At 55.6% G+C, this 12,556-nt stretch carries 10 protein-coding genes; all 10 read right to left on the reverse strand.

The window, feature by feature from the left end; genetic code table 11:
* Positions 1–117: 117 nt before the first annotated feature.
* On the reverse strand, positions 118–1,773 hold the full coding sequence (gene ftsZ / locus HED22_RS17060; protein ID WP_167724496.1) for a cell division protein FtsZ: 1,656 nt from the start codon (positions 1,771–1,773) through the stop codon (positions 118–120).
* Positions 1,774–1,962: 189 nt separating this feature from the next.
* Positions 1,963–3,174 (reverse strand): cell division protein FtsA, encoded by a 1,212-nt coding sequence (gene ftsA / locus HED22_RS17065; protein WP_254870220.1) that lies wholly within the window; start codon positions 3,172–3,174, stop codon positions 1,963–1,965.
* A gap of 269 nt (positions 3,175–3,443) precedes the next feature.
* A complete protein-coding gene (locus HED22_RS17070) occupies positions 3,444–4,307 on the reverse strand; it encodes a cell division protein FtsQ/DivIB (RefSeq protein ID WP_167724500.1) in 864 nt (287 codons plus the stop codon).
* The gene (locus HED22_RS17075; protein WP_167724502.1) at positions 4,295–5,209 is read right to left on the reverse strand and encodes a D-alanine--D-alanine ligase; all 915 of its coding nucleotides are present in this window, start codon (positions 5,207–5,209) and stop codon (positions 4,295–4,297) included. The genes HED22_RS17070 and HED22_RS17075 overlap by 13 nt, the downstream gene beginning before the upstream one ends.
* Complete coding sequence (murB, locus tag HED22_RS17080; RefSeq protein WP_167724504.1) at positions 5,206–6,150, reverse strand: UDP-N-acetylmuramate dehydrogenase; 945 nt, start codon at positions 6,148–6,150, stop codon at positions 5,206–5,208. Before murB ends, HED22_RS17075 begins: the two co-directional genes overlap by 4 nt.
* A gap of 7 nt (positions 6,151–6,157) precedes the next feature.
* A complete protein-coding gene (gene murC / locus HED22_RS17085; RefSeq protein WP_167724505.1) occupies positions 6,158–7,567 on the reverse strand; it encodes a UDP-N-acetylmuramate--L-alanine ligase in 1,410 nt (469 codons plus the stop codon).
* A complete protein-coding gene (gene murG / locus HED22_RS17090) occupies positions 7,564–8,763 on the reverse strand; it encodes an undecaprenyldiphospho-muramoylpentapeptide beta-N-acetylglucosaminyltransferase (protein ID WP_167724507.1) in 1,200 nt (399 codons plus the stop codon). Before murG ends, murC begins: the two co-directional genes overlap by 4 nt.
* Before the next feature lie 154 nt (positions 8,764–8,917).
* Positions 8,918–10,057, reverse strand: coding sequence for a putative lipid II flippase FtsW (gene ftsW, locus HED22_RS17095; protein ID WP_167724509.1), 1,140 nt, complete (start codon positions 10,055–10,057; stop codon positions 8,918–8,920).
* Positions 10,054–11,451, reverse strand: coding sequence for a UDP-N-acetylmuramoyl-L-alanine--D-glutamate ligase (murD, locus tag HED22_RS17100; RefSeq protein WP_167724511.1), 1,398 nt, complete (start codon positions 11,449–11,451; stop codon positions 10,054–10,056). The genes ftsW and murD overlap by 4 nt, the downstream gene beginning before the upstream one ends.
* Positions 11,452–11,463: 12 nt before the next feature.
* Positions 11,464–12,552 carry a phospho-N-acetylmuramoyl-pentapeptide-transferase gene (gene mraY / locus HED22_RS17105; RefSeq protein ID WP_167724513.1) on the reverse strand — a complete coding sequence of 363 codons (1,089 nt, stop codon included), beginning with the start codon at positions 12,550–12,552 and terminating at the stop codon, positions 11,464–11,466.
* Between the last annotated feature and the right edge of the window lie 4 nt (positions 12,553–12,556).

The following is a 12,556-nucleotide window of genomic DNA, read 5'->3' on the forward strand; positions in this document are numbered from 1 at the left end:
ATAATCCGGGCCTGGGCCTTTGATCACAATCGTTGATGTGTTGCGTCATCTAAGGTTGAACACTCAAAAAAAAGGGGAAGGCCACCAGCCTTCCCCATCTTCGCGCGGAGGTCGTCGTCAGTTGGCCTGACGACGAAGGAAGGCCGGGATTTCAAGAAGGTCATCAGACGCGCCGGGCGCCTTGCCCCGGGAAGCGGGCTCCTTCTTGGTGACATGCTCGCCATCTTCGCCAAGTGGCATTTCGGTCTGACGCGGTGCCGGTGCCTGTGGCTGCGAGACTCTCGGTTCCGCATGCTGATGCGGTTCCTTGGCGGTTTTATTCTTGCCAAACAGGCTGCTCAGAACCGAACGCGGCGAGGTTGCATTCTGGGCATCAGCTGCCTCGAAGACATCCGGGCTGTGCGGTTTATGCTCAGCTTCGCTCGGGCTTACAGCACGCGGCGGAATGAACGCCATGTCGCCGTTGCTGGTGGTCTTCTCGGTCGGCTTGTCAGCGCGCAGAACAGGTTTCGGCTTGAGAACCGTCTGGCCCATTTCTATCGACCCGGTTTCCTGTGCTTCAGCCTGATGGCTGATTTCCGGTTGCTGTGCACTACCTGTCGCAGCAAAGCGATCAGCCGGAATATGGTCAACCGATCCACCGCCAGCGTAATCACCTGTACCGGCGCTCTCTGCAGCAGCGGCTGCTGCGTTGCCTGCGCCATGCTGGGCGAAGGACGGCGCTGCTGCTGGCTGTTCAGCCGGTTTCTGTGCCAAGGGTTGAGCCACGGAAACGGTGGTCGGCTGCGGACGACGAACTTCTTCGGCATCGATACCGGTTGCGACGACAGAAACGCGAAGTGCACCTTCGATGGTCGGATCGAAAGTCGAACCAAAGATGATGTTGGCTTCGGATGCGACTTCCTCGCGGATACGGTTCGCGGCTTCGTCAACTTCGTAAAGCGCCATATCCATGCCGCCGGTGATGTTGATAAGCACCGCACGGGCACCTTTCATCGAAGCATCTTCCAGAAGCGGATTGGCTATTGCGGCTTCGGCAGCCTCAAGTGCACGTTTTTCGCCCGATGCTTCGCCGGTGCCCATCATGGCTTTGCCCATCTCGCTCATGACAGTGCGGATATCGGCAAAGTCAAGGTTCACAAGGCCCGGAACCATCATAAGGTCGGTAATCGAACGCACACCGTTGCGCAGAACATCGTCAGCCATCTGGAAGGCATCTGCGAAGGTGGTTTTTTCATTCGCAACCCGGAACAGGTTCTGGTTTGGAATGATGATCAGGGTATCAACATACTGCTGAAGCTGCTCAATGCCCTGTTCGGCCGTGCGCATGCGGCGCGTGCCTTCGAAATGGAACGGCTTGGTAACAACCCCGACGGTCAGGATGCCAGCCTCTTTGGCGGCACGTGCAATAACCGGGGCGGCGCCGGTACCCGTACCACCACCCATACCGGCGGTGATGAATACCATGTGGCTGCCTTCAAGCTGTGCCTGAATGTCTTCAATGGATTCTTCAGCGGCGGCACTGCCTGCATCAGGACGTGCGCCTGCACCCAGCCCCTGGGTGATTTTACGGCCAAGCTGCATCTTACGTGTTGCTTTTGCCTGGGTCAGGGCCTGAGAATCGGTGTTGGCAACAACGAAGTCACATCCTTCGAGTTCGGATGCGATCATGTTGTTAACGGCGTTGCCGCCGGCACCGCCGACACCGATAACGGTAATCTTCGGCTTCAGGTTTTCTTCCGTCTCCGGGACGGAAAAATTGATTGTACTCATTGTTTGCTCTTCCTCTCCGCGCTTTAGAGCTGAGGGTCCATCACAAGCCTTCCCTTTGCCTGTGTGTGCAAAAATCACATCGGACACAAAGACCTCCAAGTTCGTTTTAGCGGGCAAAGAGTTATTGCCTTCTTAATACGGCTAAAAGTTTTCAGGAAATCGGAGAAAAAAGTACGTTTGATTTGCGTACTAGAAGTTCTCTTTGAACCACGCGCCCAATCGGCCCCAACGTCCGCCGGATTGACGGATTTGCGCCATGGCCTCGCTCAGCGGGTCGTTCTGTTGCGAAACTGCGCGTAACAGCAGGCCCGAACAGGCGGAAAAGGCGGGTCCGCCAGTTGCTTCGGCAAGGCCCGATACACCGTGTGGCAGGGCAATGGCAGCCGGGCGTTCAAACATCTGGCTGGCCAGATCGGCAATGGCGTTAAGCTGGCTGGCGCCACCGGTCAGAACGATGCTGCGGCCGCCAATCTGGGTCAGGCCATGCTCTTCAAGTTGATCGCGAATCAATTCAAAGGTTTCTTCAAGCCTGGGCTTGATGATGTTGATCAGCATCGAGCGCGGGACATGATTGAAATTGTTTTCGTCTTCATCGCCAATGGTCGGAACCGCAAGGATTTCCTGATCATCAGACGGGGACGTCAAAGCGCTGCCATGCAGGGTTTTCATACGTTCTGCATGGTTAAGCGACGTGTTGAGGCCATAGGCGATATCACGCGTCACATGTGCACCACCCACCGGGATGGATGTAGTGTAGACCACCTGACCGGCGTTAAACACGGCAACACTGGTCGTACCGGCGCCCATGTCGATCACGGTTGCGCCCAGATCCCGCTGATCAGGAGTCAGCGCAGCAAGACCCGATGCCAGCGGGGTGACAACGGTTTCTTCAATCGCAAGATGGCAGCGCGCAAGCAGGGTATCAAGGTTACGCAAAGGTGCTGTCTGGGTGCGGACAAAATGCAGATCAAGACCAAGGGTCGATCCATACATGCCACGCGGGTCGTTCATGGTATTGGCACCATCAAGACGAAAGCCCAGCGGAACCGTATGGATCAGTTCATCGCCGGCCTGACGCAGAAGGGCTTCTTTCTGGTCGTTGAGTTTTCGGATCTCAAGGTTGCCGATCGGGCGGGAACCGAGCGGGAGCTCAACCGTGTGGGTTTCAGACTCAGGACGGCCACCAGAAAGGTTAACAATGACCGAGTCGATTGTCTGACCCGCCATTTTTTCGGCCGCATTGACAGCGGCGAGAACAACTTCCTGAGCGGCATCAAGATTGGAGATGGTTCCGCTTTGCAGACCCTTGGACATGTTATGACCGATGCCGATGATTTTGGGGGGCTGGTCTTTTTCACGTCGCGCAATAAAGCAGCAGACCTTGGACGTTCCAATGTCCAAAGCCGCAATCAATCCTGATCTGGTTTTGCCGCGTGCCAATTGAATGCTCTGAATTTTTATCGGTTATGTGGCGGGACTTTTATAACCCTACCTTATTAAGCCTGTTTTCCACCAAAAGCGGTTGCAATTTGGTTAAGGCAGGCCCTCAGATAACGCATCTTTCATGCGAATGTTCGAAAGAACAGCGTAAAAAATATCGGTAATCAAAAATTACCGTCCAAGCTGGCTGCAAGGCGGCGGTTTTGCAAGAAGGCTGATGGGCGGTCAGTTCAGACCGCGCCTTCCTTCTTTGGCGGATTGCGTCTTTGTTCCGCGGCCCCGGGTGTCAGGCGGACAAATGTCCGGTCCGGCAGACGCAGATCAACAATCAGAACATCGCGATCAAGAATGCCATGGTCACGGTCCAGCAATTCAAGACGTTGCCAGGCCTTGTCCATGTTTTCTTCGGGCAGGCGAATGAACATCCCATTGGCAAGCTGAATATTCCAGCGGCGATGGCCAATGCGCTGCGCACCGGTGATCTGGTCATAGAGATGCGGTATGCCTTGCAAGGTGGTCAGCATTTCAGCCGCGGCTTTTGGTGCGTCATCGCCGACCAGAACCGGAAGATCAAGATAATCCCCCAGTTCATAATTCTGAAGCTGTTCGCCATCGCCATCGATCAGGACATGTTCACGACCTTCGGTCTGCCAAAGTGCCAGCGGCTTTCGTTCAACAACCGATACGATCAGGGTATCAGGCAACTGGCGTTCGACCGTTGCTCTGCGCACCCATGACAGTTCCTCGACCCGTTCACGTGCAGCATCAACATCAAAGGTAATGATCGGCGTGCCCGGTTTCTGTCCAATGGCGGCCAGAAGCGCGTTGGTGTCGGTTTTTTCGCGGCCTGATACTTCGATATTCTTGACCGTCATGCCAAATTCGGCGGACAGGCGAATGCTTTCCTGTTCGGCCATGTCGAGCCATTTGTCAGCCTTGCCGGTATAGAAAAGGGTCGCCGGAATGATGGTAATGGCCCCAATAAAGCCGCTCCACCACATGACGCGCGCGATCTTTTTGACGTTGGAGGCAACGCCATGCCGTTTATCAAGCTTTTCGCGCCGTTCGCGGGCCTGCTCCTCTAGCGTTCGCATGAGGCATCCTCCACCATCCATGCGACGATATCAGCAAAGCTCATTCCGTCGTGACGGGCGGCATCGGGAACAAGCGATGTCGGTGTCATGCCGGGTTGGGTATTGATCTCAAGGATCGCCAGTCGGTCCTGGTCCGGGTCATAGCGGAAATCTGCACGTGCGACACCCCGGCAACCAAGTGCCTTGTAGGCTTCTTCGGCGTGGCGTTGCAGTCGGTCGCGCAGGGAAGTTTCAATGTCGGCCGGAATGATATGCTCTGACCCGCCCTGGGCGTATTTGGATTCAAAATCGTAAAAGGCATGATTGCCAGTCAGGATTTCGATGACTTCCATCGCCTTGCCTTCCTTGACGGCAACGGTCATTTCGCGCCCGGGAATGAATTCTTCCTGCATGACGCCTTCGCCGTGATCCCAATCACGCGCCAGCATGTTTTGCTCTTCCTCTGGCGTGAGGATGATTTCAACTCCGACAGAAGACCCTTCATTATTGGGTTTCAGGACATAGGGCGGTGGCAATGCCTTGCCGGACGCGATGTCATCGCGTGTTACCCAGACGTGGCGAGCGCAGGGAATGTCATATTCGGCAAACATCGCCTTGGCAGACATCTTGTCCATGGCAATCGCCGATGCCCGGACACCCGAATGGGTATAGGGAATGTTCATGATTTCAAGGAGGCCCTGAATCGCGCCATCTTCGCCCCAGCGACCGTGAAGTGCGTTAAAAATCACGTCCGGCTTGGGATCGATTGCCCCAATTTGACGTGCGATATCGCGCGTCGCATCGACCTCGGTGACCCTATAACCCTTTTCACGTAGTGCCTTGGCGCATTCGCGTCCCGATGACAGGGAAACTTCCCGTTCTGCTGACCAACCGCCCAGAATGACAGCGACATGTTTGCTCATGCGTCTTTTCCTATGATCGAGTGGCCAAGGCGTTCGCCAATGCGCCGAATCTCCCAGCGCAGCTCTACGCCGCTATGTTCTTTGACCCGTTTACGGACTTCATCACCCAGCTGTTCAAGATCAAGGGCGGTGGCATCGCCCGTATTGATCATGAAATTGCAGTGTTGTTCGGACATCTGTGCGCCGCCGATCTTAAGTCCGCGACAGCCGGCAGCATCGATGACTTCCCATGCTCGGGCCGGAACCGGATTTGCAAATGTCGACCCGCCTGTGCGCGATTTGATCGGTTGTGATCCGGCACGCGCCTGCTGGATTTCATCGATGCGTTTGGCTATATCTGCTGGATCACCTGACGTGCCGCGCAAGACGGCGGATGTGAAAATCCAGTCTTCCGGGACACCGCAATGGCGATAGGACATATCCATTTCATCGGGCGTGACATTGTGTATGTTGCCCTTGTCATCAATCGCAGTGGCAGAAACCAGAACATCTTTGATTTCCGTGCCATAGGCACCGGCATTCATGCGCAGGGCCCCGCCAATTGTGCCCGGAATACCTGACAGGAATTCAAGACCGGCGATGCCGTTCATCTGAGCGGTCTGGGCAACGTTCAAATCAAGCGCCCCGGCGCCGACATGCAGATCACCATCTTTGATCTTGGCCTCGGTAAACGGACGGCCCAGACGGATCACAATCCCGCGAATTCCGCCATCACGCACCAGAAGGTTCGACCCAACCCCGATCACAGTTACCGGCATGTCTGCTGGCTTGCCTTTAAGAAAATCGGCAAGGTCGGCTTCATCGGCGGGCCGAAACATCACATCGGCCGGGCCGCCAACCTGAAACCAGGTGACTTTGGCAAGTTGCGCGCCTTCACGCAGCTTGCCACGTACCTTCGGCAGGCGGTCGATCAGGGGCGTATGGTGTTCCGGCGTGCTCATATCTGTTTCAGTTCTTGATTGCTTCAAGTTGGGCGGGCAGGGCATTGGCCCATGCACTGATTGAGCCAGCACCCAGACAAACGACCAGATCGCCTGCCTCGGCTTCGTTTTTGATCACTTCCGCCAGTTTCTCAGGTCCTTCGAGTGCGCTGACATGGCGATGGCCACGGTTGCGCAGGCCTTCGACAAGGGCGTCACGTGATGCACCTTCAATCGGGCTTTCACCGGCCTCGAATACATCTGCGACAATTACGCTGTCCGCGTCGTTAAAGCAGGTACAGAAATCTTCGAAAAGGTCATGCAGGCGCGAATAGCGGTGCGGCTGAACCACTGCGATCACGTTGTTGCGCGTTGCCTGACGGGCGGCTTTTAGCACGGCCTTGATTTCAACCGGGTGGTGACCGTAATCGTCAATGATAGTGACACCGTCGACTTCGCCGGTTTTGGTGAAGCGGCGTTTTACGCCAGTAAACCCGTCAAAGGCGGAGACGATTTTCTCGTCGGGGATGCCAAGCTCAAGGGCAACGGTGATCGCCGCCAGCGAGTTCGATACGTTATGGTCACCGACCATCGGCAGGCGAACATCCTTGATGACACGTTCCTCGCTATCGACCCGTTCGCGGATGACAACGTCAAAGACACTGTCGCCGATATTGGTACGCACATTGACCGCACGTACATCGGCCTGCGGCGAGAAACCGAATGTGAAAATGCGTCGATCCGTTACCCGACCAATCAGGGCCTGGACCTCGGGATGGTCGATACACAGCACGGCAAAGCCATAAAACGGGATGTTCTGAACGAAGTTCTTGAAGGCTTCGCGCAGTTGATCGAAATCTTTCCAATGGTCGAGATGTTCGGGATCGATGTTGGTGACGACTGAAATCGTGGACGGCACTTTTACAAACGTGCCATCAGATTCATCTGCCTCGACCACCATCCAGTCACCTTCGCCCAAACGTGCATTGGTGCCGTATGAATTGATGATGCCGCCATTGATCACAGTCGGGTCCAATCCGGCGGCATCCAGCATGGTGGCGACAAGCGATGTTGTCGTGGTTTTACCGTGCGTGCCGCCAATCGCAATCGCGGCCTTAAGGCGCATCAGTTCGGCCAGCATTTCTGCACGGCGCACGACCGGGATCATCGCAGCCCGCGCAGCAATCACTTCGGGGTTGTCGGCCTTAACCGCCGTTGAGATCACAACAACCTTGGCTTCTTCGACATTTTCCGCCTTGTGGCCGACAAAGACCTTGATGCCAAGGGCGCGCAGGCGCTGCACATTGGCATTGTCGGAAATGTCCGAGCCCTGCACCGAATAACCAAGGTTATTCAGGATTTCGGCAATACCGGACATGCCGATGCCACCAATACCGACAAAGTGGATGGTGCCGATGTTGAGCGGCAGGGTGTTCATTGCGTGTCTCCTCGGTCTTCATTCATGTTCTTGTTGTCAGGGCTTCCCGCCGGGTTCAAGCCCAGCATATCAAGCACCATGTCTGCCAACCGCTCTGCGGCGTTCGCACGCCCACTGCTTTTTGCAGCCTTCGCAGCACGGGTTAGGGCAGCGGGATTGGTCAAAAGTTTTGCCAAACGGTCTGTTACAGCCTCGCTGCTGAAACGATCCTGTGGCATCAACCATGCGCCACCTGCTTCTTCGACCTGCTGGGCATTGTAGCGCTGGTGGTCATCGATGGCATGGGGCAACGGCACCAGAAAACCCGGTCGACCGGCTGCTGTCAGTTCGGCAACGGTCGAGGCACCCGAACGGGCTATCACCAGATGGCAATCACGCAGACGTTCGGGAATGTCATCGATGAATGATGCCAGTGTGACGTCTATCTGTGATCCATCGTAAGTCTTGCGGACCGCATCAATATCTTCTTCGCGGGCCTGTTGGGTGACGACCAGACGTTTACGCAGACCTTCTGGCAGATTGACAAGTGCAGTCGGCAGCACCTCGGACAGGATGCGTGCCCCTTGTGACCCGCCGGTTATCAGAAGGCGTATTGGACCATCATTGGTGGGTGCGTCATATTCGCTCGCGGCAAGGGCGGCGACTTCGGCGCGCACCGGGTTACCGGTCCAGATCACCTTGGCTTCGTCACCAGGTGCAATCATCGTGACCTTGGCAAAGGACGTGGCGATCCGCTGTGCGTTACTCGCTACCAGTCTGTTCGCCCGACCCAAAACCGCGTTTTGTTCATGTATGGCATAGGGAATACCCAGCCACTTCGCCGACATGGTCGCTGGGATGGATGCATAGCCGCCAAAGCCGATCACAGCTGATGGTTTGGTTTTTTTGATCCGTTTACGGGCTTTTAGTGTGCCAAGGCCAAGACGGGCGGCACCGATCAGGCGGCCCTTGATGCCTTTGCCGGCAATCCCGCCTGCAGGAAGGATGACGGTTTCGACACCTTCTACACCCTCGGTGTAGCGTGCGGCACGGGCATCGGTGAAAAACAGGACCTGTGCGCCACGACGGACCAGTGATTTGGACAAGGCAACCGCCGGGAACATATGTCCGCCGGTGCCGCCGGATGTTACGGCGATCACCTGACCTGCCAGCGGTGTTTCAGCGGCAGAAAATTCTGGATTTGCGAAGTCAGTCATCTTGTCCACATGTAAAACGGCGGCGGTGCAGGGAAGGTCCCTGACAGTTACCCCCATCAGAACCCGACAAAGGTTAATATCCCTTCAAACCGGTCACTGAATAAGGCCCGAATTTGTCGTTTTGATGCAGAAAGTTTTTGTGGTCGATTGTTGGTTATTCGCCGGGGCGCTTACGCGTCAGCGCCAGAACAAATCCCATGCCTATTGCAATCCCGATGGTTGCAGACCCACCGTAGGAAACGAACGGCAGCGTCATGCCTTTTGGCGGGACCAATTGCAGGGTGGAGGCCATATTGATGACGGCCTGCAAGCCGAACTGAACCAGAATGCCGGTGACCGCGAGAACCACAAACAGGTTGCGCTCCCCCATCAGGCGTGAAAGACCGCGCATGATGATAAAGGTGAAGACACCGACAACCAGCACGCAGAACAGAAGCCCGAATTCCTCGCCCGCAACGGCAAAGATGAAATCGGAATGGGCATCGGGGATGGAGTTCTTAACCCAGCCTTCACCCGGTCCACGGCCCATGATGCCGCCATTCATGAAGGCTTCCATGGATCGTTCGATCTGATAGCTGTCACCCGATGCGGGATCAAGGAAGCGATCCACGCGCGACTGCACGTGCGGTAGGATCAGATAGGCGGTAACCGCCAGCCCAACCGCGCCGAGCCCCAGACAGAACACCAGAATGATCGGAAGGCCAGCCAGGAAGATCTGCACTGACCAGATCGAGGTGATCACAACGGTCTGACCAAAATCGGGCTGGATCATCAGGAGGAATATGCAAAGTGCCAGCATCAGGCTGGAAACGATATAACCCGGGAAGTTGGGGTTCAGGCGTCCTTCGGCAAACATCCAGGCAATGACAACTGCAAAGGCCGGTTTGAGGAACTCCGAAGGTTGCAGGTTAATCCCGGCAATGTTGATCCAACGCACCGCACCCTTGATGTCTGATCCGATGAAGGGGGTTATGATCAGCAAGAAGATCACACCCAGAAACATGAACGATGCCAGCCGCCTGATCCATTTCACCGGTAACAGGGAAATGGTAAACATGCAGATCGTCGCCATACCGAGGAAGACAAACTGGCGGGTCACAAAGTGGAAGCTGTCAACATTGATGCGATCGGCAACCGGTGGGCTTGCTGACATCACCAGAAGTGCGCCAATCCCCATCAGAAGGATGATGGCGGCCAGCAACCAGCGATCAACCGTCCACCACCAGATTCCCAGAACTGATGTGTCGGCGCGCGAAAAGGCGATATGCGTGTTATGACCAAACAGGGACTTCATGCGCTTACCTTTCCGGATGTCCCAAGTTGGGCGAAGATTTCCCTGAATGCGTCACCACGTGCCTCAAAGCTTTTGAACTGATCAAAAGATGCGCAGGCAGGGGTTAACATCACGACCGGTTTATCATCACCGCTTGCCTTGGCGTCTGTAAACGCGGCACGGGTTGCGACATCAAGGGTTTCGCATCTTTCCCACGGCAAATCATCGCCAAGGGTTTCGGCAAACTCATTGGTCGCAGCGCCAATCAGATAGGCTTTCTTGATGTGGGGATAGAATTCCTGCAGGCCTTCGATCCCGCCTTCCTTGGGTTTGCCACCCACAATCCAGTAAATGTTCTTATAGGCCGAAAGCGCCTTTGCCGATGCCTCGGCATTGGTGGCCTTGCTGTCATTGACAAATACCACGCCATCAATGCTGCCCAGAAGTTCTTGTCTGTGGGCAAGACCCGGGAAGGACATGATGCCATCAATGATCCGGGTGGCATCGATCCCACGCACACGGCACAGTCCATAGGCAAAGGCAATGTTTTGCCAGTTGTGGCGTCCGGGCATGTGGGTGACGGTTGCAAGATCAAGAATACGGGTCTGTGCGCCGGTCATGTCGTCAATCAACCAGCCATCCGCATCAACATAGATGCCGTGATCGACCGGTTGTTTGACCGATACTTCGATGATGTGCCGACCACCTTCACGGGCCAGTTCAACGGCCATTTTCGCGCATGGCTCATCATCAATGGAAATGATTGCCCATTTGGGGCCTTTGGAACGTGCAAAGATCAGGTGCTTTGCGCCGATATAACCATCGAGCCCGCCATGGCGATCAAGATGATCCGGCGTAATGTTCAAAAGTGCGCAGGCATCAAAGGCCGCATGTTCAAGCAGTTCAAGCTGATAGGATGACAGTTCAAGAACAAGGCAATCGTCGCTCGTCGATGGCTCAAGCCCGAGTGCCGCATTGCCAAGGTTGCCACCGGCCTGCGTTTTGATCCCGGCCTGTCCAATGATGTGGGCGGTGAGGGCTGTAGTGGTTGATTTGCCGTTGGTGCCGGTGATGGCAAGTGTGGGGACATCAGGCTGTGCCGTGCACAACAGTTCGACGTCGCAAATGATCGGCTTGCCCGCACGGCGTGCTTTCTCGGCGGCCGGATGCGGGGACGGGAAGGTGGATGGAATGCCCGGGCTGATCACCAGCATCTCGGGCTCTGACCAGTCACATTCCGCCAGATTGATCGGCACAAGGCCAAGCGGTTCGAGCTGTTCGCGCGATGACGCGGTGTCATCCCATGCCCAGACGATTGCGCCTGCATTGATCAATGCTTTCACACTGGCCAGTCCGGATTTCCCAAGCCCCAGAACCGCGATGGTTTTGCCGCGCAGATGCGAAAGATCAATCACCTCAGTTTGTCCTCAACGAAGTTTCAGGGTTGCAAGACCAACCAGTGCGAGGATGACGGCAATGATCCAGAAGCGGATCACGATGGTCGCTTCCTGCCAGCCCTTTTTCTCGAAATGGTGATGAAGCGGGGCCATGCGGAATACGCGCTTGCCGGTCAGTTTATATGACCCGACCTGAATGATCACTGACAGGGTTTCCAGAACAAACAGGCCACCAATAATCGCCAGAACCAGTTCGTGCTTCGTGACAACCGAAACCGCGCCCAACGCACCACCAAGCGCCAGTGAGCCCGTATCGCCCATAAACACCATTGCAGGCGGTGCGTTGTACCAAAGGAAGCCAAGGCCTGCACCAACCAGGGCGCCAAGGAAAATGGTCAATTCGCCAGAACCGGCAACGTAATGGACTTGCAGATATTCCGCGAACTGAACGTTACCGATCAGATAGGTGATCAACGCAAAGCTTGCTGCCGCAATCATTACCGGCACGATGGCAAGGCCATCAAGGCCATCTGTCAGGTTCACCGAGTTCGAAGCACCAACCATGACAAACATGGCAAATGGCACAAAGAACCAACCCAGATCCAGCAGGAAGTTCTTGAAGAACGGGAAGGCCAGCGCGGTCGAAAGCGGATCGGCGGTGTTGTAAGAAATCCACCAGGCAGCAAGGGCAGCAATCGAAAACTGTCCAAGAAGCTTGAGCTTGCCCGGAAGACCTTTGGTGTTACGTTTGGAAACCTTCAGAAAGTCGTCCAGGAAACCAAGGAAGCCATAGCCGATGGTTACCAGCAAGACCGCCCAGACATAGGGGTTGGTCAAATCGGCCCACAGCAGGGTGGCAATTGACGTTGATAGCAACAACAAAAGCCCGCCCATGGTGGGCGTGCCTTTTTTGGTCAACAAATGGCTTTCGGGGCCATCTTCACGGATCGGCTGACCTTCGCTTTGTTTGGAACGCAACCAGTTGATCAGGTGCGGGCCGATCACAAAGGCAAGGACAAGCGATGTGATGATCGCACCGCCCGTGCGGAAGGTGATATACCGAAACAGGTTCAGTACCGGCATCTGATCAGCAAATTGATAAAGCAGATTATAGAGCATTGCT

Origin of the sequence: Thalassospira sp. HF15, assembly GCF_011806525.1 — a bacterium.
In the GTDB taxonomy this organism is placed as follows: domain Bacteria; phylum Pseudomonadota; class Alphaproteobacteria; order Rhodospirillales; family Thalassospiraceae; genus Thalassospira.

Excerpts from the sequence above, each read along its gene's own strand:
- ftsW (WP_167724509.1), bottom strand. The coding sequence starts at position 10,057 with ATGAAGTCCCTGTTTGGTCATAACACGCATATCGCCTTTTCGCGCGCC.
- murG (WP_167724507.1), bottom strand. The coding sequence starts at position 8,763 with ATGACTGACTTCGCAAATCCAGAATTTTCTGCCGCTGAAACACCGCTG.
- HED22_RS17070 (WP_167724500.1), bottom strand. The coding sequence starts at position 4,307 with ATGCGAACGCTAGAGGAGCAGGCCCGCGAACGGCGCGAAAAGCTTGAT.
- HED22_RS17075 (WP_167724502.1), bottom strand. The coding sequence starts at position 5,209 with ATGAGCAAACATGTCGCTGTCATTCTGGGCGGTTGGTCAGCAGAACGG.
- murB (WP_167724504.1), bottom strand. The coding sequence starts at position 6,150 with ATGAGCACGCCGGAACACCATACGCCCCTGATCGACCGCCTGCCGAAG.
- mraY (WP_167724513.1), bottom strand. The coding sequence starts at position 12,552 with ATGCTCTATAATCTGCTTTATCAATTTGCTGATCAGATGCCGGTACTG.
- murC (WP_167724505.1), bottom strand. The coding sequence starts at position 7,567 with ATGAACACCCTGCCGCTCAACATCGGCACCATCCACTTTGTCGGTATT.
- ftsZ (WP_167724496.1), bottom strand. The coding sequence starts at position 1,773 with ATGAGTACAATCAATTTTTCCGTCCCGGAGACGGAAGAAAACCTGAAG.